The sequence below is a fragment of the Chromobacterium phragmitis genome (assembly GCF_003325475.1).
Lineage (GTDB): Bacteria > Pseudomonadota > Gammaproteobacteria > Burkholderiales > Chromobacteriaceae > Chromobacterium > Chromobacterium phragmitis.
Window position 1 is genome coordinate 867,829 of record NZ_CP029495.1, and the last position, 20,908, is coordinate 888,736.

Annotated in this window: 21 protein-coding genes; 11 read left to right on the forward strand and 10 right to left on the reverse strand. The window is 61.5% G+C overall.

Going from position 1 to position 20,908, the window contains the following annotated elements; translation table 11 throughout:
• Window positions 1-11: 11 nt before the first annotated feature.
• The 7 genes from ffh (at window position 12) to DK842_RS04355 (ending at window position 9,433) form a co-directional block, all read left to right on the forward strand.
• Window positions 12-1,367: a signal recognition particle protein gene (ffh, locus tag DK842_RS04325; RefSeq protein WP_114060255.1), complete on the forward strand. Its 1,356-nt coding sequence runs from the start codon at window positions 12-14 to the stop codon at window positions 1,365-1,367.
• 177 nt (window positions 1,368-1,544) lie between these two features.
• Window positions 1,545-2,915: an adenylosuccinate lyase gene (gene purB / locus DK842_RS04330; RefSeq protein ID WP_114063602.1), complete on the forward strand. Its 1,371-nt coding sequence runs from the start codon at window positions 1,545-1,547 to the stop codon at window positions 2,913-2,915.
• A 262-nt stretch (window positions 2,916-3,177) separates the two neighbouring features.
• The gene (locus DK842_RS04335; RefSeq protein ID WP_114060256.1) at window positions 3,178-5,346 is read left to right on the forward strand and encodes a hypothetical protein; all 2,169 of its coding nucleotides are present in this window, start codon (window positions 3,178-3,180) and stop codon (window positions 5,344-5,346) included.
• A gap of 140 nt (window positions 5,347-5,486) precedes the next feature.
• Window positions 5,487-6,200 carry a two-component system response regulator RstA gene (gene rstA / locus DK842_RS04340; protein ID WP_114060257.1) on the forward strand — a complete coding sequence of 238 codons (714 nt, stop codon included), beginning with the start codon at window positions 5,487-5,489 and terminating at the stop codon, window positions 6,198-6,200.
• A 6-nt stretch (window positions 6,201-6,206) separates the two neighbouring features.
• Window positions 6,207-7,481: a two-component system sensor histidine kinase RstB gene (gene rstB / locus DK842_RS04345; protein ID WP_114060258.1), complete on the forward strand. Its 1,275-nt coding sequence runs from the start codon at window positions 6,207-6,209 to the stop codon at window positions 7,479-7,481.
• 135 nt (window positions 7,482-7,616) lie between these two features.
• On the forward strand, window positions 7,617-8,525 hold the full coding sequence (locus tag DK842_RS04350) for a hypothetical protein (RefSeq protein ID WP_114060259.1): 909 nt from the start codon (window positions 7,617-7,619) through the stop codon (window positions 8,523-8,525).
• A gap of 89 nt (window positions 8,526-8,614) precedes the next feature.
• On the forward strand, window positions 8,615-9,433 hold the full coding sequence (locus DK842_RS04355) for a trypsin-like serine peptidase (RefSeq protein WP_114060260.1): 819 nt from the start codon (window positions 8,615-8,617) through the stop codon (window positions 9,431-9,433).
• A 49-nt stretch (window positions 9,434-9,482) separates the two neighbouring features.
• Here the strand turns inward: DK842_RS04355 and rph are convergent, their stop codons facing one another.
• Genes rph through DK842_RS04370 form a run of 3 tightly spaced genes read right to left on the reverse strand, consistent with a single transcriptional unit; the run spans window position 9,483 to window position 12,100 of the window.
• The gene (rph, locus tag DK842_RS04360; RefSeq protein WP_114060261.1) at window positions 9,483-10,199 is read right to left on the reverse strand and encodes a ribonuclease PH; all 717 of its coding nucleotides are present in this window, start codon (window positions 10,197-10,199) and stop codon (window positions 9,483-9,485) included.
• 51 nt (window positions 10,200-10,250) lie between these two features.
• On the reverse strand, window positions 10,251-11,129 hold the full coding sequence (locus tag DK842_RS04365; RefSeq protein ID WP_114060262.1) for a PP2C family protein-serine/threonine phosphatase: 879 nt from the start codon (window positions 11,127-11,129) through the stop codon (window positions 10,251-10,253).
• Window positions 11,130-11,131: 2 nt separating this feature from the next.
• Window positions 11,132-12,100: a serine/threonine protein kinase gene (locus DK842_RS04370; RefSeq protein ID WP_114060263.1), complete on the reverse strand. Its 969-nt coding sequence runs from the start codon at window positions 12,098-12,100 to the stop codon at window positions 11,132-11,134.
• 95 nt (window positions 12,101-12,195) lie between these two features.
• Here DK842_RS04370 and DK842_RS04375 point away from each other — a divergent pair, with 95 nt between their 5' ends.
• From DK842_RS04375 to DK842_RS04390, 4 genes are all read left to right on the forward strand, one after another.
• Window positions 12,196-13,062 (forward strand): YicC/YloC family endoribonuclease, encoded by an 867-nt coding sequence (locus tag DK842_RS04375; RefSeq protein WP_114060264.1) that lies wholly within the window; start codon window positions 12,196-12,198, stop codon window positions 13,060-13,062.
• Between the two features lie 209 nt (window positions 13,063-13,271).
• A complete protein-coding gene (locus DK842_RS04380; protein ID WP_145963967.1) occupies window positions 13,272-13,922 on the forward strand; it encodes a hypothetical protein in 651 nt (216 codons plus the stop codon).
• Window positions 13,923-14,200: 278 nt separating this feature from the next.
• Complete coding sequence (locus DK842_RS04385) at window positions 14,201-15,352, forward strand: chromate transporter (RefSeq protein ID WP_198414629.1); 1,152 nt, start codon at window positions 14,201-14,203, stop codon at window positions 15,350-15,352.
• 263 nt (window positions 15,353-15,615) lie between these two features.
• Window positions 15,616-15,885 carry an HU family DNA-binding protein gene (locus DK842_RS04390; protein ID WP_114060266.1) on the forward strand — a complete coding sequence of 90 codons (270 nt, stop codon included), beginning with the start codon at window positions 15,616-15,618 and terminating at the stop codon, window positions 15,883-15,885.
• 66 nt (window positions 15,886-15,951) lie between these two features.
• Here the strand turns inward: DK842_RS04390 and DK842_RS04395 are convergent, their stop codons facing one another.
• The 7 genes from DK842_RS04395 to fliD form a co-directional block, all read right to left on the reverse strand.
• Complete coding sequence (locus tag DK842_RS04395) at window positions 15,952-16,818, reverse strand: NAD(P)-dependent oxidoreductase (RefSeq protein WP_114060267.1); 867 nt, start codon at window positions 16,816-16,818, stop codon at window positions 15,952-15,954.
• A 67-nt stretch (window positions 16,819-16,885) separates the two neighbouring features.
• Window positions 16,886-17,224 carry an EscU/YscU/HrcU family type III secretion system export apparatus switch protein gene (locus DK842_RS04400; protein WP_114060268.1) on the reverse strand — a complete coding sequence of 113 codons (339 nt, stop codon included), beginning with the start codon at window positions 17,222-17,224 and terminating at the stop codon, window positions 16,886-16,888.
• Window positions 17,205-18,239: a flagellar hook-length control protein FliK gene (gene fliK, locus DK842_RS04405; RefSeq protein ID WP_114060269.1), complete on the reverse strand. Its 1,035-nt coding sequence runs from the start codon at window positions 18,237-18,239 to the stop codon at window positions 17,205-17,207. Before fliK ends, DK842_RS04400 begins: the two co-directional genes overlap by 20 nt.
• On the reverse strand, window positions 18,236-18,589 hold the full coding sequence (locus DK842_RS04410; protein ID WP_114060270.1) for a DUF2802 domain-containing protein: 354 nt from the start codon (window positions 18,587-18,589) through the stop codon (window positions 18,236-18,238). The genes fliK and DK842_RS04410 overlap by 4 nt, the downstream gene beginning before the upstream one ends.
• A 97-nt stretch (window positions 18,590-18,686) precedes the next feature.
• Window positions 18,687-19,019: a flagellar protein FliT gene (locus DK842_RS04415; protein WP_114060271.1), complete on the reverse strand. Its 333-nt coding sequence runs from the start codon at window positions 19,017-19,019 to the stop codon at window positions 18,687-18,689.
• A gap of 6 nt (window positions 19,020-19,025) precedes the next feature.
• Window positions 19,026-19,463 carry a flagellar export chaperone FliS gene (gene fliS / locus DK842_RS04420; RefSeq protein WP_114060272.1) on the reverse strand — a complete coding sequence of 146 codons (438 nt, stop codon included), beginning with the start codon at window positions 19,461-19,463 and terminating at the stop codon, window positions 19,026-19,028.
• 56 nt (window positions 19,464-19,519) lie between these two features.
• Window positions 19,520-20,893 carry a flagellar filament capping protein FliD gene (gene fliD, locus DK842_RS04425; RefSeq protein ID WP_114060273.1) on the reverse strand — a complete coding sequence of 458 codons (1,374 nt, stop codon included), beginning with the start codon at window positions 20,891-20,893 and terminating at the stop codon, window positions 19,520-19,522.
• Window positions 20,894-20,908: the final 15 nt, after the last annotated feature.

A 20,908-nucleotide genomic window follows, 5' to 3' on the forward strand; every position in this document is an offset into this window, starting at 1 on the left:
AGGACAGCACCATGCTAGACAACTTGACCAGCCGCCTGTCCGGCGTGATGAAAACCCTGCGCGGCAACGCGCGGCTGACCGAATCCAACATCCAGGACGCGATGCGCGAAGTGCGCATGGCGTTGCTGGAAGCCGACGTGGCGCTGCCCGTCGTCAAGACCTTCATCGCCCAGGTGAAAGAGCGCGCGCTGGGCCAGGACGTGATGGGCAGCCTGACCCCGGGCCAGGCCCTGGTGGGCGTGGTCAACGAAGAGCTCGTCAAGCTGATGGGCGAAAAGAACGACGAGCTGAACCTGGCCGCCGTGCCACCCGCCATCGTGCTGATGGCCGGCCTGCAGGGCGCCGGCAAGACCACCACCGTCGGCAAGCTGGCCAAAAGGCTGAAGGAAACCCAGAAGAAGAAGGTGTTGGTGGTGTCCGCCGACATCTATCGCCCGGCCGCCATCGAGCAGTTGAAGCTGCTGGCCTCGCAAGTCGGCGTGGAGTGGTTCCCGTCCGACGTGTCGCAAAAGCCGGTGGACATCGCCCGCGCCGCGATCGACCACGCGCGCCGCCACTTCTTCGACGTGCTGCTGGTCGACACCGCCGGCCGCCTTGCCATCGATGAGGCGATGATGGACGAGATCAAGGCGCTGCACGCCGCGATCAACCCGGTGGAAACGCTGTTCGTGGTGGACGCGATGCAGGGCCAGGACGCGGTCAACACCGCCAAGGCCTTCAATCAAGCGCTGCCGCTGACCGGCGTGATCCTGACCAAGATGGACGGCGACTCGCGCGGCGGCGCCGCCTTGTCCGTGCGCCACGTCACCGGCAAACCGATCAAATTCATCGGCGTCGGCGAAAAGGTCACGGGCATCGAACCGTTCCACCCGGACCGCATTGCCAGCCGCATCCTGGGCATGGGCGACGTGCTGTCGCTGATCGAGGAAGTGCAGAAGGGCATCGATCAGAAGGAAGCCGAAGCGATGGCCAAGAAGTTGAAGTCCGGCAAGGGCTTCGACCTCGAGGACTTCAAAGCCCAGATGCAGCAGATGAAGAAGATGGGCGGCATGGCCAACCTTCTGGAAAAGATGCCGGGCCAGCTGGGCGAGATGGCCAAAGGCGTTCAGGGCGCCGAAGCCGAGAAATCCATGCGCCGCATTGAAGGCATCATCAACTCGATGACCATGGAAGAGCGCCGCAAGCCGGAGCTGCTGAAGGCCAGCCGCAAACGCCGCATCGCCGCCGGCTCCGGCGTCACGGTGCAGGAAGTGAACCGGCTGCTGAACCAGTTCGAGCAGATGCAGAAGATGATGAAGCAGTTCTCGTCCAAGGGCGGGATGATGAAGATGATGCGCGGCATGAAGGGCATGATGCCCGGCATGTAAGCGAAAACAAACGGGCGCCAGTCGCCCGTTTGTTTTGAGATGAAGACAAGCCGCCGGCAAGACTGTCCCCAGACGCTACATTGATAGGGCGTCGCCGCGGCGATGGATCGCAAGTTTGAACGCCGTTTGTATTGCAACCTGCCGCTGTTTGGCAAACCACGTTTGGAAATACTCAGCATGAATCTGACTACGTTGACCGCCCTCTCCCCGCTGGATGGCCGCTACGCCGCCCAGGTGGAAGGCCTGCGCAACCTGTTCTCCGAATTCGGTCTGATGAAGTGCCGCGTCAAGGTGGAGCTGGAATGGCTGAAGATGCTGGCCGCCGAGCCGGGCATCGAGGAAGTCAAGCCGTTCTCCGACGCCACCATCCGCGAAATCGACGACGTGATCGCCAACTTCAGCGTCGAGCACGGCGAGGAAGTGAAGGCGATCGAGGTCCGCACCAATCACGACGTCAAGGCCATCGAGTACTGGCTGAAAGAACGCCTGTCAGGCAATCCTGAAGTGATGGCGGCCAGCGAGTTCATCCACTTCGCCTGCACCTCCGAGGACATCAACAACCTCAGCCACGCGCTGATGCTGAAGACCGCGCGCAACACCGTGCTGCTGCCGGCGCTGGACGAGGTGATCCACAAGCTGCAGAAGCTGTCGCACGAACTGGCCGACGTGGGCATGATGTGCCGCACCCACGGCCAGCCGGCCACGCCATCCACCATGGGCAAGGAACTGGCCAACGCCGTCTATCGCCTGAAGCGCCAGCGCGAGCAACTGGTGCACCAGGAAATCCTGGGCAAGATCAACGGCGCGGTCGGCAACTACAACGCCCACTTGGCGGCCTATCCGGACATCGACTGGGAAAGCCTGTGCGGCCGCTTCGTCACCGGTCTCGGCATCACCTTCAATCCGTACACCATCCAGATCGAGCCGCACGACTACATGGCCGAGCTGTATCAAGTGGCGATGCGCGTCAACACCATCCTGATCGACCTGAACCGCGACATCTGGGGCTACATCTCGCTGGGCTACTTCAAGCAGAAGGTGAAGAAGGACGAAGTGGGCAGCTCCACCATGCCGCACAAGGTCAACCCGATCGACTTCGAAAACGCCGAGGGCAATCTGGGCATGGCCAACGCCATCATGGGCCACCTGGCGGAGAAGCTGCCGATCTCCCGCTGGCAGCGCGACCTGACCGACTCCACCGTGCTGCGCAATATGGGCGTCGGCTTCGGCTACACCATCCTGGGCCTGAAGTCCTGCCTGAAGGGCCTGAACAAGCTGGAGATCAATCCGGCCCTGATCGCCGCCGAGCTGGACGCCGCCTGGGAGCTGCTGGCCGAGCCGGTGCAGACCGTGATGCGCCGCTACGGCATCGCCAATCCGTACGAGCAGTTAAAAGAGCTGACCCGCGGCAAGGGCGGCATCACCCGCGAAACGCTGCATGCCTTCATCAAGAGCCTGGAGCTGCCGGACACGGTCAAGGCATCCTTGCTGGAGCTGACGCCATCCAACTATCTGGGCAAAGCGGAAGAACTGGCGCGCCGCGTCTAAGCCGCCGTCCTCCCCTACTCGACGCCGCCCGCCCGGGCGGCGTTTTCATTTTCCGCGCGCCACCCACCCGTCTTTGCGGCAAGTTAGCCGCACCTTGCCCGCTCTCGCCCGCCAATCGGCAAAATTTAGTGGTCAAAATGCCAAATGAACCTGACAATGGAATGTGAATAACACCAAAACACCATAAGCATCGCTGCTGAAAGGAACGGCCGGCCGAATCGGCCCGACCGCCCGAATCAAGGGTAACCTGAAGAGAGAATGGATGATCATGCAATCTATGTACGACCAGTCCTCGAATCCCCCGACCACCCCAGACGAACCGGCCGCCGCCCCCCCGCAAACGGTCACCGCGCGCCAGTTGCTGAATCTGAATGAGCGCGGCCAGCACGGCCTGTACCAGTACTTCATCGAGCACGACACCAACCGCATCCTGCAGCACCTGGACACGCTGCGCGGCATGGCGTTCACCCGCGAAGCCGAGGATGGCGCGAACCTCCCCACCGAGCGGCCCTTCCCCTCGGTATGCCTGATCGGGCTGGGCCGCTGCGGCTCCAATATCGCGCTGGACGTGGCCACCCTGGTGTACAACGCCCGCAAGTTCTATCTCAATGAATTCAATCAGGACGACAAGAGCGCGCCGGAGCAGGAACAACGGCCCCGCCGCTGGATACGCCGCAATCTGCTGTCCCAGCACAAAGCGGCCAAGCCGGCCTTTCTGATCGAGCCGATGGTGATGCTGGGCGACCTGGACAAGGACATCAAGGGCCGCATCCGTTTCTCCCGCCGCGGCGAGCAGGGCGACTTCATCAACAACTACAACAAGATGAAGATCATGGATCTGGCCGAGGTCCACGCCGGCGGCGCCGGCAACGCCCCTATCCTGGGCCAGTACCTGGCCAAGATCATCCTCAACAAGGACACGCTGAGCTTCTCCGACCCGGACTGGACGCTGATCCACTCCTACCTGGTGGACTCCTGCGGCATCAAGGCCAACCAGTCGCGGCTGTATTTCTACATTTTCAGCGCCGGCGGCGGCACTGGCTCCGGCATGGCCTCGGAGTTCGGTCTGGCCCAGCAATACGCCTACATGAGCAAGACCTTCGAGACCCGAAACGAAGGCAAATCGGACCAGGCGGACGACTACGGCTTCGTGTTCGAGCCCATCTTCACCAGCGGCATCTGCATCCTTCCCAATATATCGGGCCAGCACGCCGAAGGCTCCGAGGCGCTGCACATCAACGCCGGCCGGCTGCTGTGCAAATACCTGTCCGAGGAGTGGGACTTCTCCTACAACTTCGACAACGAGGAAGCCGGCGCCGAAAGCGTGATGCGCCGCATCCGGCCCTGGAACGCGATGATGCTGATTTCCAACGACATCATGCGCTACGCCGAGGAGAGCGAGGGCGGCAACATCGAACACCTCGACGTCAACGCTATGGAGCGCCACGCCAATCAATACATCTCGCAGCAGATCTTCAACATCCTCACCGCGCAGGCCGTCACCAGCGACTACGACGAGAACTATTTCCTGCGCGCCGGCATCGACATGGGCGAGACGATACGGCTGGACGCCAACGACCTGTTCATGAGCCTGGCCGGCCCGGTGGCGGTGGCCTACGCCGAATCGGTGGTGTCCGACCCGCTGGGCTCGGACGGCTTCGTCAACAAGCTGGACATCGATGACCTGTTCTACCGATCGATCGACCTGCCGCACTTCAACCAGCAGACCCAAGCGATCGAAGGCATCAGCCTGCTGCCGATCGAATCGGCCAACTACCGCGCGGCGCTGGCCGACTACAAGCAGTCCGGCTATGCGGCGGAAAAGCTGAACCAGCTGTTCTTCTTCCAGAACTGCTCGTCGGTGGTGGCCATCCTGTCGCTGCCCAAGGGCTACAAGCTGTCCTACCTGGATCTGAACCGGCTGAAGCGCCACCTGAACGATCTGTTTCCCAGCACCACGCTGAAGCGTTACGCGCTGGTGATCGGCGCCTCCACCAACCTGTCGCTGACCACGCTGGTGGCCAAGAGCCCCTGCCTCAGCGACGACTTCCTGACGTTGATCGTCGCCTACATCAAACGCTGCTTCGCCCACGGCAACCACCGCTTCGACGACAGCCTGGACAACACGATACTGGACCTGATCACCGCCGACACCTTCGACGAGACTGTGCTGGAGCGCCTGCTCAACGAGTACGAAAACCCGGCCAAGATCCTCGACACCAACTGGTTCGCCATCAAACCAATGTATGAAAAGAAGTACCGCGAACTGATCCGGGACAGCAAGAAGTTCGTGTCCATCAACGACATCCGGCTGACCCGCGAGCACGTGCAGAAAGCGGTGTGCTATCTGCGCGAGATCTACCGCCACCGCATCGGAAAGACCCGGGTGGTTTCGCTCAACACCTACTCCCGCAAGCATCATCACGGCTAAGCTTCGCCACTCCGCCCTCCGCCGCCCGCGGAGGGCTTTTCTTTTGCCCCGCCCGTCCCTCCGGCCCCTGTCACTTGAGCGGCCGGCCTTGGCGCGCGATACTTGCCGGCAAACCGCCAATCAACCGCATGGATACCCGCATGACCCATCGCATCGTATTCGTCGAAGACGACGCCGACCTCGCCGAACTGATCAGCGATTTCCTGTCCCGCCATGAAATGGAAGTGGTCATCGAGCCGCGCGGCGACGCCGCCCTCGCCACCATCGCCCGCGAAGCTCCCGACTTGGTGCTGCTCGACATCATGCTGCCCGGCAAGGATGGCCTCTCCATCTGCCGCGAGCTGCGTCCCAAGTTCGACGGTCCCATCATCATGCTCACCTCGCTGGACAGCGACATGAACCAGATTCTGGGCCTGGAGCTGGGCGCCAACGACTACATCCTGAAAACCACGCCGCCATCAGTGCTGGTCGCCAGGCTGCGCGCCCAATTGCGCAATCTGCGCCCGGCCCAGCCTGCCGAAGCTCCGGCGGCCAAAGCCTCGCGCAAGGCGGTGTTCGGCCAGCTGTCCATTGATCCGGTCAGCCGCGACGTGGTGCTCGCCGGCGAGAAGATTCCGCTCTCCACCTCCGACTTCGACCTGCTATGGCTCCTGGCCAGCCACGCCGGCGAAACGCTGAATCGCGACCTGCTGTTGAAAGAAATGCGCGGCGTAGACTATGACGGCCTGGACCGCAGCATAGACGTGGCCATTTCACGGCTGCGCAAGAAGCTGGGCGACAACCCCAGCGAGCCGTTCCGGATCAAGACCGTGCGCAATCGCGGCTATCTTTTCTCGCTGTCCGGCTGGGAGTAAGCGCGGATGCGCCGTCTGTTCATCCAGTTCTACCTGTTGCTGATGTCCTGCTTCCTGGTTGCGGTCATCATGGTCGGCGTCGTTTACAAGCAGGCGGTGGACGGCGTGGGCGAGCGCTATCTGGCCGACCTGCTCCGCACCACGCTGTCGCTGATCGAGGCCGACCTGCGCGGCGTGCCGGAGGATCGATGGAGCGAAACGCTGGCCAACGCCGACTACGGCTTCACTTTCCGCGTCAAGGTGGAGAAGATGAGCAACTACATCCTGGACGAAGAATCCAAGGAGGCGCTGGATCGCGGCGAGATCGTGATGCTGGAAGACAAATACCTGTTCCTGCAGAAGCTGCAGGACAGCAACTACCTGCTGGTGGCCGGCCCGTTGCGCTACCTGTTCTTTCTCCACCGGCTCAAGTGGTTCGATTACGCGCTGCTTGGCCTCTTGGGCCTGTCGCTGGCGATACCGGTCTTCTTGTGGATGCGGCCGCACTGGCGCGACCTGGTGGCACTGGAGCGCACATCCGATCGGCTGGCCAACGGCGAGCTGGCCGCCCGCGTCGAACTGCCGCCTCACTCCGGCGTCCATCATCTCGGCGTCGCCTTCAATCACATGGCCGACAATATCGCCGCGCTGATCAACAGCAAGAAAACGCTGACCAACGCCGTCGCCCATGAGCTGCGCACGCCGCTGGCCCGGCTGCGTTACCGATTGGCGCTGCTTGAGGGCGATCAGGAGTCCAAAGAGCGGCAGGCGATTGAACGCGACCTCACCGCCATCGACCAACTGGTGGAAGAGCTGCTGTTCCACGCCCGGCTGGACCGTCCGGAAGCGCCGCTGAAGCCGGTCAGCTTCAACGCGCTGCCCTGGGCGCGCGACCGCATCGCCGGCCAGGCTGCGCTGGCCCAGAAGATCCACTGGATAGAGCCGTCCGGCGAAGCGCTGGCCATCACCGCGGACGAACATTTGATCACCCGAGCCCTGGATAACCTGTTGTCCAACGCCCGCCGGCACGCCAACGCCGTCGTCGCCACCCACGTGCTGATCGACAAGCAGCAATACTGCATCATCGTCGACGACGACGGCCCCGGCATACCAGAAGCCGACCGGGACCGGGTATTCGATCCCTTTGTCCGCCTGGACGAAAGCCGGGGACGCAAAACCGGCGGCCATGGACTGGGGCTCGCCATCGTGGCTGGAATCGCCCGCGCCCACCGCGGCAGCATCAAAGTGGAAGCGTCGCCGATGGGCGGCGCCCGCTTCGTGCTGCGCTGGCCAACGGCATAGCATGTACATTTTGTAACATTGGGATACATGCCCCTCCTAGACGCCCATGCCTTGCCATCGCTAGCATTCGGCCCTGAATAAGGACTTCTTCGGGTCCATTTCAACCCAATCGAAAGAAACTTAGGAGTTTCGTAAATGAAAAAGCTGGCTCTGCTCGCCCTGACCGCTGCTTTCAGCCTGGTGTCCGCCAACGGCTTCGCCGCTGAAAAAGCCGCCGCTTCCGCTCCGGCCATCCACAAGGCCAAGAAAGCCGAAAAGAAAAAAGTAGCTTCCGCTGCTCAAAAGGCTCAAGCCGCCAAGGCCGACGCTTCCGCTCCGAAGGCCAAGAAAGCCAAGAAGCACGTAGCGAAGAAGGACGCTTCCGCAGCTCAGAAGGCTCAAGCCGCTAAGGCCGACGCTTCCGCTCCGAAGGCCAAGAAGGCCCACAAGCACGCCGCCAAGAAGCACGCTGCCAAGAAAGACGCTTCCGCTGCTCAAAAAGCCCAAGCCGCCAAGGCCGACGCTTCCGCTCCGAAGGCCAAGAAGGCCAAGAAGCACGTAGCCAAGAAAGAAGCCTCCGCTCAGAAAGCCCAAGCCGCTAAGGCCGACGCTTCCGCTCCGAAGGCCAAGAAGGCTCACAAGCACCACGCCAAGAAGCACGCTGCCAAGAAAGAAGCTTCCGCTGCTCAAAAAGCCCAAGCCGCCAAGGCCGACGCTTCCGCTCCGAAGGCCAAGAAGGCCAAGAAGCACGTAGCCAAGAAAGAAGCCTCCGCTCAGAAAGCCCAAGCCGCTAAGGCCGACGCTTCCGCGCCGAAGGCCAAGAAGGCTCACAAGCACCACGCCAAGAAGCACGCTGCCAAGAAAGACGCTTCCGCTGCTCAAAAAGCCCAAGCCGCCAAGGCCGACGCTTCCGCTCCGGCCAAGAAGGCTGCCCACAAGCACGCCAAAAAGCACGTAGCCAAGAAAGACGCTTCCGCTGCTCAAAAGGCTCAAGCCGCCAAGAAAGACGCTTCCGCTCCGGCCAAGAAGCACGCTGCCAAGGCTAAGGCTTCCGCCGCCAAGTAATTCCAGTGCCGGCGCCGCCTGATCACTCGGCGGCTTAGCATTGCACGGGGCGCTTCGGCGCCCCGTTTCCATTTCCAGGAGCCACCACGATGAAGTTGCCGCGCATTGCACTCTGCCTCGCCCTGCTCCCCGCCCTCGCCCATGCCGCGCCATTGAGCAAAGAACACAAGATCCTGTTCTTCGGCAAGGACGACCGCGTGCTGGAAAAGCCAGAGCGCGCGCCTTGGCGCAGCGTAGGCCAACTGGAAACCCGCTCCCGCACCATCTGCACCGGCACCTTGGTGGCCCCTGACGTGGTATTGACCGCAGGCCACTGCTTCATCGACGAAAAAGGCCGCTTCGACCCCGCCGTGAGCTTCACTGTCGGCCTGTGGGGCAAGGAATACACCGCGTTGAGCCGCATCAAGGAAGTGCAAGTGGACAAGACCTTTCTCAAGGGGCTGATCCGCAAGCGAGACGGGCTATACATCCCGCCGCGCATCGCGCCGCGAGACTTTGCCTTTGTCCGGCTGGCCACGCCGCTGGGCAACAGCCAGGGCACAACGCCTGTATTCTCCGGCGGCGCTCAGGCGCTGAAGGCGTTGCTGGCCAGGCAAAACTGGACCGTCACCCAGGGCGGCTACCCGGTGGACGACCAGCGCCATCTGCGTGTCCACCACGGCTGCAAAGCCACTTCTCTGCGCGACGATGGCCGCCTCACCCATCGCTGCGACACGCTGGAGGGCAACAGCGGCTCGCCCATCTTCGTCATCGGAAAAAATGGCCAGGCCACTATTGTGGCAGTGCAAAGCTCGGCGCCGCCGGCCGCGCGCCGTAAGCTGGAAGACAATATGAGCGTGTCCGCGCCGGTCTTCCACAAAGCGCTGCAGGCTTTCATCGCCAAATCAGGCAAACCGGGCAAGAAATGACAAAGCCGCCCGCAGGCGGCTTGATCGCGTAGGAGATGGCGATCCGGGCTCAGCCTTCCAGCGCCTGGCGCTGCAGCGCCAGCAATTCGCCTATGCCCTTGCGCGCCAGCGCCAGCATCGCAGCCATCTCCTCCTCGCTGAACGGCTCGCCCTCTGCCGTGCCCTGTACCTCGACGAAGCGGCCGCTGCCGGTCATCACCACGTTCATGTCGGTTTCGCAGCCGGAATCCTCCAGGTAATCCAGATCCAGCACCGGCTGCCCCTGTGAAACGCCCACCGATACCGCCGCCACTTGGTCGCGCAGCGGATCCACAGCCAGCTTGCCGGCCTTGCGCAGCCCCTGGATCGCATCGGCCAACGCCACATAGGCTCCGGTGATGCTGGCGGTGCGGGTGCCGCCATCCGCCTGGATCACGTCGCAGTCGATGACGATCTGCCGCTCTCCCAGCTTGGCCAGATCGATGACCGCGCGCAGCGAACGTCCGATCAAGCGCTGGATCTCCTGGGTCCGGCCGGACTGCTTGCCGGCGGCGGACTCGCGACGCATGCGGCTGCCGGTAGAACGCGGCAGCATGCCGTACTCGGCAGTCACCCAGCCCTGGCCCTTTCCCTTCAGGAAAGGCGGCACCGACTCCTCGACGCTGGCGGTGCAGATCACCTTGGTATCCCCGAACTCAACCAGCACCGAGCCTTCGGCATGCTTGGTGTAGGAGCGGGTCAGACGGACGACGCGCATCGCGTCGGCACTACGTTGGGAAGGTCGCATGAAGGCCCCGGGAGTAAGAAAATCGACCGCGATTATACCAGCCGGCCGCGCTCAGCAGTCCTTGTCCACCTGGCTGGCCAGGATTTCCTGATGCATGGTGGCCAAATTCGACTCGAGAATCAGCCGTCCCGCTTTGTTCGGCTGTGTTTTCTCAGTATCCAGAGCGTCGTCGCGCGCGCCCAGCTCCAGCTCGTCATCCAGCAAAGTCACCGCCACGGCGGACAGATTGTCGCCGCCGGCGCCGGCCCGCCGCTCGGCGACATTGATCAGCGCCGGCAACACCTGATTGACGCTGCGCCCAGCGAATATCTTCTCCAGTTCGGCGTCCTGCACCTGGGACCACAAGCCGTCTGTGCACAGCATGATGGAGCAGCCCGGCCCGATCTCCTGCCGCTCGCCGATGTCGATATCCGGCTCGCCCGCAGCGCCCAGGCAGTTATAGATCTTGTTGCGGTCGGGATGGGTCTTGGCGCCTTCCTCAGTCAACAGCCCCTGGTCAATCAGACGCTGCACCTGGGAATGATCGCGCGAGCGCAGCCGCAAACCGCCCCCATCCAGCAAATAGAGCCGGGAGTCGCCGACATGGCACCAGTACAAATGGCCTTGCTGCAGGATGGCCACCACCACCGTGGTGCTGGGCACGTCGGGCAGGCGATGATCCGCCGCATACTCCAGAATCACCTGATGCACCGAACTGATGGCGTTCACCAGGAAACGGTTTGGATGGCTGAGCGTCGGCGTCGCCTGCTGATAGAACAGCTCGCAGAGCAAATCCACAGTGATCTGCGCGGCTACCTCGCCGCGCATGTGGCCCCCCATGCCGTCGGCCATCACCAGCATCACCGCCTCGCGCGAATGCGCGATAGCGAGCCTGTCCTGGTTGTAGCTGCGCCCTCCCACCCGGCTCTCCTGGAAGATAGACAGTTTCATCCCTACCCCTCTCGATGCCGGCCGCCGGCCAGCCCCTTGATCCAGCCGACCAGACGGTTGCCCTCCCCTGCGGGCGGGCGCTCCGGCTCGCTGTACTCGGTCTGCTGGAGACTCTTCTGGATTTCCAGCACGGATGCCGGCCGCGCGCCCGGCGCCATCTCCAGACACCGGTCGCACAAACCTGTCAGTTCGCGCGAATACCGATAACGAAAAGCCTGCGACGCCGGAACCAGCAAATCCTGCTCTTGCCGCTCCTTGGCGGCCTGAGGCGTGTCTCCGCCCATGCAAACGTACAGGCAGGCGCCAATCGCGTAAATATCGGTCCATGGCCCAAGCGGCTGCTCCTTCTCATATTGCTCCGGCGCGGCAAAGCCTGGCGTGTACATTGCGGCGAAATGCTTGTCGCGGCGCGACAGCGTCTGCCTGGAGGCGCCGAAATCCAGCAACAGGGGCACGCCGTTGCGCCGCAAGTAAATATTGGCCGGCTTGATATCCAGATGCAGCAGCCGCTGGCTGTGCACCTCGCGCAAGCCCGACAACAAAGCGGCGAACCACTTGCGGATCAGCCTCTCCTCCATCCTGCCTCCGGCCAGTTCCAGCTCCCGCCCCAGCGAACGGCCGTCGGCGTACTCCATCACCATGTACACCGTCTGGTTGGCGCGAAAGAAGTTGCTGACCCGCACCACCGCCGGATGGGAAATGCCGGACAACACCCGGCCCTCCTCGAAAAAGCACTTCAGCCCCAGGTTGAAAGCATCTCGATCCAGATCGTGCGGTACCGTGACCGCGCCATCCTGCTTGCGCTCCGCAAGATTGCGCGGCAGGTATTCCTTGATCGCGAATTTGCGGTCGTCATCATCCAGCGCCAGATAAACGACGCTGAAGCCGCCCATCGACAGCTGGCGCACGATGGTGTACTCGGCTAGCCGATAGCCTGCCGGAAGCGGGGTCTGCTTGCTGGATTGAGTCATCGAATGGCAGTTGTTATAGTGTCCACTGGCCCTGAATTGAGCTTAGCAAAGCAATTCGGGCCCAGCATTCGAAAATACCGATACAGGAGCTCCCCATGATATTGAGCATGACCGGCTTCGCCGCCGCCACCCGGGAATTCCCTGGCGGCATGTTGAGCCTGGAAGTCCGGGCCGTCAATCATCGCTACCTCGACGTGCAGATGCGCCTGCCGGAAGAGCTACGCATCATCGAACCGCAGCTGCGCGAGCAGATCGCCGCCCGCGTCACCCGCGGCAAACTGGAATGCCGCGTAGGCCTCAACCAGGTGGACAGCGCCGCCCCGACACTGGAGTTGAACCAGGCCTTCCTGTCCAGGCTGCTGGAGGTTTCGCGCGAAGTGCAAAAGCAAAGCGGCGAAGGCAAGGGCCTGTCGGTGGGCGAACTGATGCGCTGGCCCGGCGTGCTGAAAAGCAACGAGCTGGCGCCGGAAGTGCTGCACCAACTGTGTCTGGAGGCGCTGCAAACCGCATTGGCCGACTTCAACGCCTCCCGCTCCCGCGAAGGCGAAAAACTGAAGGACGTGCTGATCGAACGCATAGAAGGCATGGAGACCATCGTCGCCGCGATCAAGCCCAAACTGCCGCAAATCCTGGAAAACTACATGGCCAAGCTGTCCGGCCGCCTGCAAGAAGCGCTGGGCAGCGTGGACGAAGACCGGCTGAAACAGGAATTCGCGCTGTTCGCCCAGAAAATAGACGTGGACGAGGAGCTATCGCGCCTGACCACCCACCTGACCGAAGTTCGCCGCATCCTCAAATCCGGCGGCCAATCCGGCAAGCGGCTGGATTTCCTGATGCAGGAACTGAACCGCGAAGCCAACACCCTGGGCTCCAAATCGGTCTCCACCGACACTACCCAGGCCTCGGTCGAGCTGAAGGTGTTGATCGAACAAATGCGAGAGCAGATTCAAAACATCGAGTAAGCCCTCACGCCGCATCATGGCGTGTCAGCGAAACCTCAGAAGCCCCGCCAGCCGGGGCTTTATTCATTTTGGACTGTCACCGCGCCGACACGCATATCGCCGTCCAGACTTCCAACCCTGATGTCGAAAACGAGGTCGATGAAGCCCGATACTCAAGCTTTCAACACATCTGATTTCCACCATGATGACACCATCGCAAGGGGCGCATCATGGAATGGATACTGTTGATAACTGCCGCCATGGCGCTGGCAGTCTGGCGACTACACGTCAAGGAGCAAAACCGACAACGCCGACAACAAGAAGCGGAGGCGCAGCAGCAGACAAGAGCCGATGCGCTCATGTGCTATTTCCGCCAGGTGGACAACTCACGAGCCTTCCCTGACGTGCCGCTGCCATTGAACATGCAGGCAGGAGAGTTTGGCGTGATCGAGACCGGCGCCACCCTCTACGGCTACCGCAAGCAGTCCTACCATGTCGGCGGGGCTGTGCGTGTCGCGCGTGGCGTCTATGTAGGCGGCGGGCAGCGCATCAGCGTAGATGCCTTAACATCGCTGGCCGACGGCGCGCTCAATCTGACCAACAAGCGGGCCGTATTCCTGTCGTCCCAAAAGACCATCAGCGTCAAGCTGTCGGACGTGATGTTCCAGGAGGCCATCGACCGCTCGACCATGGCGCTTCACACCGCCAAGCGCGCCGCGCCGCTGATCTTTTCCACGGCCGACTGCGACGCGGGCCTGCTTGTTCTCCTCATCAAGCTGTTCAGCGCCGGCACCTTTGACAGCCGCTTCCTCCCCGATGGCTTGAGGATCGAGCCGAAGAAAGTTCTGGAAGAGGTCATCGTCGGCGTCAGCCATGTCTGAATCTAAGCCGATCCGAAATTTCTGCGCAGGGGAGGCCACAGGTTCAGCCAGCATGAACCCACAAACTCCATGGAAGCGCTCCGCCGAATTTTTCAGCCCATAAAAAAGGGAGCTCGCAGAGCGATACGCTCGCGCTAGGGCGCCAGTTGCTATTCGCTCCCCATGGGAACCGCATCCGGGATTCCAAGCCTCCATAAGACGATGAATAACTGCTGGTCGAGATTGCGAAAGTGCTAGATTCATTGCATACCCATCGCCCGCCGGCCAGGAGTCGAATCATGATGGCCCCTCCCATTACGCCCGCCCAGTACAGCCTGTGGCAACTGACGCGTTATTTCCTGCGGCTGGGCACGCTGGGCTTTGGCGGCCCGGTGGCGCTGGTCGGCTACATGCATCGTGATCTGGTCGAGCGGCGCGGCTGGATAGCCGAGGCCGATTACAAGGAAGGCATCGCGCTGGCGCAAATCGCCCCGGGGCCGCTAGCGGCCCAACTGGCGATCTACCTGGGCTATGTCCATTACCGCGTATTGGGCGCCACCGCCGCCGGCCTCAGCTTCGTGCTGCCGTCCTTCCTGATGGTACTGGCGCTGGGTTGGGCCTATCAGGCCTTCGGCGGCTTGCCCTGGATGCAGGCGGTATTCTATGGTGTAGGCGCCGCCGTGATCGGCATCATGGCGATCAGCGCGCATAAGCTGGCGACCAAGAACCTGAAAAGCGACCGATTATTGTGGAGCATCTTCGCGGCGCTGGCGCTAGTCACCATCGTCACCCAGTCAGAAATCGCCTGGCTGTTCATTGCGGCGGGCCTGTTGGTTTGGCTGGTACGCTGCCGGTCCCGACCGCCTCCCGGCATGTTGGGCGCGGCATTGCCGCTGCTGCCCGCCGCGGCCGATCCGGGCCTGCTGCTGCAACTGACCGTGTTTTTCGCCAAGGCTGGCGCCTTCGTTTTCGGTTCGGGCTTGGCAATCGTGCCCTTCCTCTATGGAGGCATCGTCACCGAGCATCATTGGCTGACCGACAAGCAGTTCGTCGACGCGGTAGCAGTGGCGATGATCACGCCGGGGCCGGTGGTGATCACTACGGGGTTCATCGGCTATCTGGTGGCCGGCTTGCCCGGCGCGTGCATGGCAGCGCTGGCCACCTTCCTGCCGTGCTATCTGATCACGGTGCTGGCGGCGCCCCATTTCAAGAAGCACGGCAAGCGCCCAGGCCTGATGGCTTTCGTCGATGGCATCACCGCGGCGGCCATTGGAGCCATCGCAGGTTCGGTCGTGCTGCTGGCCCAACGCTCCCTGGCCGACCTGCCAACCGCTCTGCTGGCGATCGCCGCCGCAGCGCTGCTTTGGCGGCTGAAGCCATTGCCGGAACCGATCATCGTGGCCGCGGCGGCGCTGCTCGGCGTGGCGTTGTTTCCGCTGACACATCATTAATGAACCGGCAAGCTCGGCACTCCCATTTTTCATGTGCCCATAAGAAAAGCGCGAGCAGCCCGATGCTTTACTGGCAAAGTGTTGAAAAATCTACTCAATAATCTGATCCATCAGTTGGGCACACAAAGCTTGCTCCCCCATCCAACCGCTATCCGACCCTCCCTCATGTCATTTACACGCCGATCATGCTTTTTTACCTTTATTCACGGCGTGAAATCGCAGAAAATGAGCCTTTACTACTCTTTATCGAAAGATCCATCGCCATGACCAAAGCCGAACTGATTGCCCTTCTCTCCGACAAGTCCGGCCTGACCAAAGCCGACGTGCTGCGTGTGCTGGGCGCTTTCGACGACGTACTGCTGGACACCCTGGCCAGCAACGGCGAGATCAGCATCGTGGCCGGCAAATTCAAGGTGAAGGAAAGCGCCGCCCGCACCGGCCGCAATCCGAAAACCGGCGAGACCATCCAGATTGCCGCCAAGCGCAAGGTTTCTTTCGTCGCCAGCAAACAGCTGAAAGACCGCATCGCCTGATGCGCACATGAGCCGAACATGAAAAAGGGCCGCGATTTCGCGGCCCTTTTGCTTGCATGCTTGAGATCAGTTCCGGTTCCAGATCAGCTTGGCGATCGCGGACGAATCCAGTTCGCCGCCTCCCTGCGCCACCAGTTCGTCTATCAACTGCATCGTGCGCTCCGCCGCCGGCAGGCTGATGCCCTGCTCGCGCGCGGTATCCAGCACGATATGCATGTCCTTGGCGTGCAACTTGGCCTTGAACCCTGGCGCATAGTTGTCGTCTATCATCCTCTGCCCATGAACATCCAGCACCCGACTCTGGGCGAAGCCGCCCAGCAACGCGGCGCGCACCGGAGCGGGATCCACATCACAGGCCTTCGCCAGCTTGACGATTTCCGCCACCGCCGCCACACCTACCGCCACCGCGATCTGGTTGCAGGCCTTGGCTACCTGGCCGGCGCCGCTGGCGCCGATATGGGTGATGGTCTGCCCCATCGCCCGCAACGCCGGCAACGCCTTGTCCAGCGCCTCACCCTTGCCTCCCACCATCACGGTCAACGTGCCGTTGACCGCGCCGACCTCGCCGCCCGATACCGGGCAATCCAGAAAATCCACGCCCTTTTCCGCCAAAGCCGCGGCAATGCGGCGCGCGCCATTGGGCGCGATGGTGCTCATATCCACGCAAACCAGGCCCGGCTTCGCGCCTTCGGCCGCGCCGCCCTCGCCCAACAGGACCGACTCGACGTCGACGGTATCCGACACATTGGTCACCAGCACATCCACTTGCCCGGCTAGCGCTGCCGGACTATCCGCCCACGTCGCGCCGGACTGCAGCAATGGTTCGGCGCTTTCTTTCCGTCTTGCCCAAACGCAAACCTCATGGCCCGCTCTCAACAGATTAAGGACGCAAGGACGCCCCATGATGCCCAGACCGATATATCCGACGCGCATGTTTTCTCCGATGCGAAACAGCAATCGGATGAGGATAGGCTATTGCGAAAAGATGCGCCAGCGGCGCTCAAGAATTGTCAGCCGGCTCCCGCCGGCCGGCCAGCCAGTTTTCAAACTCCTCGCCGGTCTGACTGGCCTGCTTCTCCAGGTAATAGACGAAAGCCAGGATTTCCGCGACGGCGCGATACAGTTCGGGGGGAATATGCTTGTCCAAATCCACCTGCATCAGCAGGGATACCAACTCCGGAGAATCGTGAACGAATACCCCCGCGTCCTGCGCGCTGTCGATGATGCGCTGGGCGACTTGGCCATAGCCTTTGGCCACCACTCGGGGCGAGTGCTGGCCCTCTTTGTACGATAAGGCAACCGCGGAGCGGCGCTTGTCGTCACTCTGCGCTTGGTTCATGCTGCTTCACCACCAGGCTGGCAAGATTCAGTCCCGCTGCCGCCATGCCGCCCTGCAGTCGAGCCGCATGGCGTTGTATCAGTTGCCCGGTTTCGCTTTCGTCTGCGCTGAACATCACCTGCACCGACTGCCCCACCATCCGCACTTTCACTCCCATGCCGCCCAGCGTCGGCAACTCGAGGGACAAACTGGTATTCCACGCGGGAATGTCTTCGCCGCCGCCCCCTCCCTTGCGCTCATTCTCGGCTTTTTCCTGCTCAATCTGCAGCTGCATGGGTTGCCCCGGCCAGGCCAGGCCCTGAAACTGCACCGTCCGGTTCTCCAGGCCATCCAGCTGGCGTTGCACCAAACTGCCCAGCTCCTGCAATTGGGGTTTAAGCTGGCCGCTTTTCTGATCATCGTCCAGCATGTGCGGCGTCAGATTGAGCTTGGCCTGAGGCTCTTGCTTCAACTGCTCCAGCGGATGCTGGCCATTGCTGAAATCCTTGAGGTGGGACTCATAGAACAGGCCGCTCTGCTTGACGTCCTGCTGAAGTTGTCTGGCGACCTGAGCCGGAGGTTGCTGGGCCACATCCAGTTGCAGCGGCTTGGCCGACGCATGGGCCTCGCCGGAATTCAGCAAGGTCGTCAAATAACGGGAGGCTTGGCTCAACTTTACCGCGACCGAGGCATCCTGCGCCGGAGCGGCTTCCTTGCCGCTGTCCAGCAAGGCGAAGGTCAGCGACGGCTGCAACGACATCACGCGCAAATTCAGCGTATCGCCGGCAAGATTCGTGCCCTGCGGCAGACTCAGCGTGAACAGCGCGTTCTTGATCAGCACGGCCAGCTGATTATTGCCCAGTTGGTCCGCCACCTTCGCAGTCAACAGCTCCCCCACCATCATTGACGGCAGCTTGGATGGCTGGCTCAGCGCCTCCAGCAGTTTCGCGCTATCCAGCGCGTTGCGCAGCTGGGCAACCGTCGGTCCGCCGCCCTGTACATTAGCCGGAAGATTGGTGGGGAGAGAGGGAATCATGAAGTCGGGCTGTTACGGTAAAGGGAAACGATCAACTCCGCCTCGCTGCGGGAAATCCCGCAACGCGAAGCCACTTCCGAAGCCGTCAAGCCCTGGCGAATCATTTCTATCGCCTGATTATACGGACTCAAGCCGGAGTCTCCCTGGCTGCGATGCTCCAAGCGAGCCTGCAGGCGCGTCACATCGCGCTGAAGGGAGCTGATTTGCTGTTGCAACTGGTCCAGATACAGGGAGGTGACGCTATCACGTTTGCTTTCCAGGCGCTGCAGACGGCTGAACAGGTACACTGCCGCAGCCGCCAAAGCCAGCCACAGCACAACCATCAGATACGGGAAGAATGCGCCGGACATGGAGATTTCCCCTCGGGTAAGATCCGCACTGACTTAAGTGTATGGCGAAATATGGCGCAACCCAAGCCCAAACCCGGCCAATCAAAACAACCGACGCTCATCCCTTGTATTGGCGATTCAACTTGGAACTCTGACTGAGGACACGCAGTTCCGCTTTGATCTGCTTGGCCCAGCCAGACACTTGCTGCTGGGCCTCTTCCCGCACAATCAGCACTCTGCGCAGGGTTTCCCGTTGAGTCTCGCTCAGGCTGTCTCGCCCGTTGTCCCCCAACTCTTTCAGCAGCTGGCTCACCCCGGCTTCGCTTCGCTCGTAGAGCGCAGAGAAACGGGGGCGATCGCGCCGAGTCGCCGCCTCCAGCAGCTCTCTGGTCAACGACTCCAGCTCTTCAATCAACTTGGCCTGCGCCGGGGTGATCGTCCGTGATTTCATGTCTCACTAGGCCCCGGCCGGACGATCGGCCTCCGCCAGCGAAGCCGCGCTCCCTCTATCCACCTGCTGCCAGGCAGGGAGAATGGTTTCCAGCAACGCGCGTACTTCGGCCAAGACTTCCAGATCATTCTTCAAGCTGGCCTTGGCCAGCCTGACCTTCATATACAGGTACAAATCATTCAGATTCGCAGCCGCATCCGAACCCTGCTCCAAGTCCAATGCGATCCTCAGCCCCTCCAGGATATCCATCACCTTGGTGATCATCCGGGCCTTTTCATCGAAACGGCCTTGGCCGATGGCGACATCCGCCGCCTGCAAGGCTTTGATCGCGCCTTCGTAAAGCATCACGACGATGCCGACCGGGCTCGCCCCATAAATCGCGGTTTTCAAGGCATCATTGGCATATGCCTGATTGAACTGCTTGAGCATTCGTGAATTCAGCATGGCCCACCATCATTTCTGGAACTAGCGGGCGACCCATCGCCGCCCGGACTGCGACTTTACTTGGAAGAAATCAGGTTGAACAAGCTAGCGGAACCTGACTGCATCTCTGACAATGTCTTGTTCAAAGCCGTATATTGCCTGATCAACTGCGCCTGCTTCGTGTCCAACCTAGCCTGCAACGAGCTCTGTAGCTGGGTTTCCGCGCTCGCCTTGGACTTGATCGTCGCCTTACTGGTTTCAATCACGCCCTTGGGATCGAGCATGCCATTGATCGCGGCGTTGAAACGCTGGGCAAAGCCAGTATTCGCGGCGTTTCCAAACAGGTTCATCACCGCCTGCTTGTCTTTTTTCATCGCGTCGTTGAACGCGGTCTGATCCAGCTTCAACGTGCCGTCTTTTTGCAGCGAAATGCCGGCCTGCGACAAGTAGGCGATGGAGTTCACCGCGTCCACGCCCGCCACCGGCGTAGACAATACTTGCTGCAACTTGTTCTGGATGTCCAGAATCGAGGCATTGCCCTTCATCGCGCCGCTGCGCGCAGCCTTGACGTCGCTGATGATTTGGTTGTAGGCATCGACGAACGACTGCAGATTCTTGGCGACGCCTGCGCTGTCAGGCGACATCGAAACCGTGAAAGTCCCTGCTTTATACAGGTCAATCTCCACACCCGCCACGGCATCGGTCACCTTGTTGCTGCCCGCGCTGATCGACACCCCATTTACGGTTAAGTTAGCGTTTGCCGCATCCTTTGACTCGCCTTCAGCGGCCACGGTCTGAGACAAGCCGGCCAAAGTCGAACCGCTAGTCGTGCCTGTGTCGCTGCCGCCGGCAGTGATCTTGAACTGGTTATCCTTGCCAGACTCCGCAGCCTTCAGCACCAGCTTGTAATTGCCGCCGTTCTGCACGATCGAGGCATTGACTCCGATGCCCGCGGCATTGATCTTGTCGTTGATGGTCTGCAGCGAAATCGGATCACTGCCGTTGCTGCTCAGGTTCACCGTCTGAGTCTTGCCGTTGATCTCGAAGGAAATCGACTGCGGGGCACCCGTGATGGACGCCTTCGGATCTGTGATATTCGGCGCCGTCCCGGAGCCTACCTTGTCAAACACCAGTTGGCGGCTAGTCGCCAGATTCGCCACGTTCACCTCATAGGTGCCCGAGCTGCCGCCGCTGGTAGCAGAGACCGCCGCCATCGAACCATCGCTGACAGTCGCCTTGAACACTTGCAAAAAACGGCCGGATGACAGGCCGGTCAAGGCTGTCTGCAGCGCAGACAACGAAGAGCTGAGTTTGCCTACAGTGCTGAGCTGGGTGTTGTATTGGTCGGCTCGCTGTTGACTTTCGTTGAGCGGGCGGCGCTCAATGCCCATCAACTGGCTGACGATACCCTGAACATCCAGAGCGCCCACGGAACTGGTAATGGAAGCCATGTTATCCCCATGTTA

Bases quoted from the DNA above. Each gene is read 5' to 3' on its own strand.
- ffh (WP_114060255.1), top strand. From the start codon at position 12: ATGCTAGACAACTTGACCAGCCGCCTGTCCGGCGTGATGAAAACCCTG.
- purB (WP_114063602.1), top strand. From the start codon at position 1,545: ATGAATCTGACTACGTTGACCGCCCTCTCCCCGCTGGATGGCCGCTAC.
- DK842_RS04335 (WP_114060256.1), top strand. From the start codon at position 3,178: ATGATCATGCAATCTATGTACGACCAGTCCTCGAATCCCCCGACCACC.
- rstA (WP_114060257.1), top strand. From the start codon at position 5,487: ATGACCCATCGCATCGTATTCGTCGAAGACGACGCCGACCTCGCCGAA.
- rstB (WP_114060258.1), top strand. From the start codon at position 6,207: ATGCGCCGTCTGTTCATCCAGTTCTACCTGTTGCTGATGTCCTGCTTC.
- DK842_RS04350 (WP_114060259.1), top strand. From the start codon at position 7,617: ATGAAAAAGCTGGCTCTGCTCGCCCTGACCGCTGCTTTCAGCCTGGTG.
- DK842_RS04355 (WP_114060260.1), top strand. From the start codon at position 8,615: ATGAAGTTGCCGCGCATTGCACTCTGCCTCGCCCTGCTCCCCGCCCTC.
- rph (WP_114060261.1), bottom strand. From the start codon at position 10,199: ATGCGACCTTCCCAACGTAGTGCCGACGCGATGCGCGTCGTCCGTCTG.
- DK842_RS04365 (WP_114060262.1), bottom strand. From the start codon at position 11,129: ATGAAACTGTCTATCTTCCAGGAGAGCCGGGTGGGAGGGCGCAGCTAC.
- DK842_RS04370 (WP_114060263.1), bottom strand. From the start codon at position 12,100: ATGACTCAATCCAGCAAGCAGACCCCGCTTCCGGCAGGCTATCGGCTA.
- DK842_RS04375 (WP_114060264.1), top strand. From the start codon at position 12,196: ATGATATTGAGCATGACCGGCTTCGCCGCCGCCACCCGGGAATTCCCT.
- DK842_RS04380 (WP_145963967.1), top strand. From the start codon at position 13,272: ATGGAATGGATACTGTTGATAACTGCCGCCATGGCGCTGGCAGTCTGG.
- DK842_RS04385 (WP_198414629.1), top strand. From the start codon at position 14,201: ATGATGGCCCCTCCCATTACGCCCGCCCAGTACAGCCTGTGGCAACTG.
- DK842_RS04390 (WP_114060266.1), top strand. From the start codon at position 15,616: ATGACCAAAGCCGAACTGATTGCCCTTCTCTCCGACAAGTCCGGCCTG.
- DK842_RS04395 (WP_114060267.1), bottom strand. From the start codon at position 16,818: ATGCGCGTCGGATATATCGGTCTGGGCATCATGGGGCGTCCTTGCGTC.
- DK842_RS04400 (WP_114060268.1), bottom strand. From the start codon at position 17,224: ATGAACCAAGCGCAGAGTGACGACAAGCGCCGCTCCGCGGTTGCCTTA.
- fliK (WP_114060269.1), bottom strand. From the start codon at position 18,239: ATGATTCCCTCTCTCCCCACCAATCTTCCGGCTAATGTACAGGGCGGC.
- DK842_RS04410 (WP_114060270.1), bottom strand. From the start codon at position 18,589: ATGTCCGGCGCATTCTTCCCGTATCTGATGGTTGTGCTGTGGCTGGCT.
- DK842_RS04415 (WP_114060271.1), bottom strand. From the start codon at position 19,019: ATGAAATCACGGACGATCACCCCGGCGCAGGCCAAGTTGATTGAAGAG.
- fliS (WP_114060272.1), bottom strand. From the start codon at position 19,463: ATGCTGAATTCACGAATGCTCAAGCAGTTCAATCAGGCATATGCCAAT.
- fliD (WP_114060273.1), bottom strand. From the start codon at position 20,893: ATGGCTTCCATTACCAGTTCCGTGGGCGCTCTGGATGTTCAGGGTATC.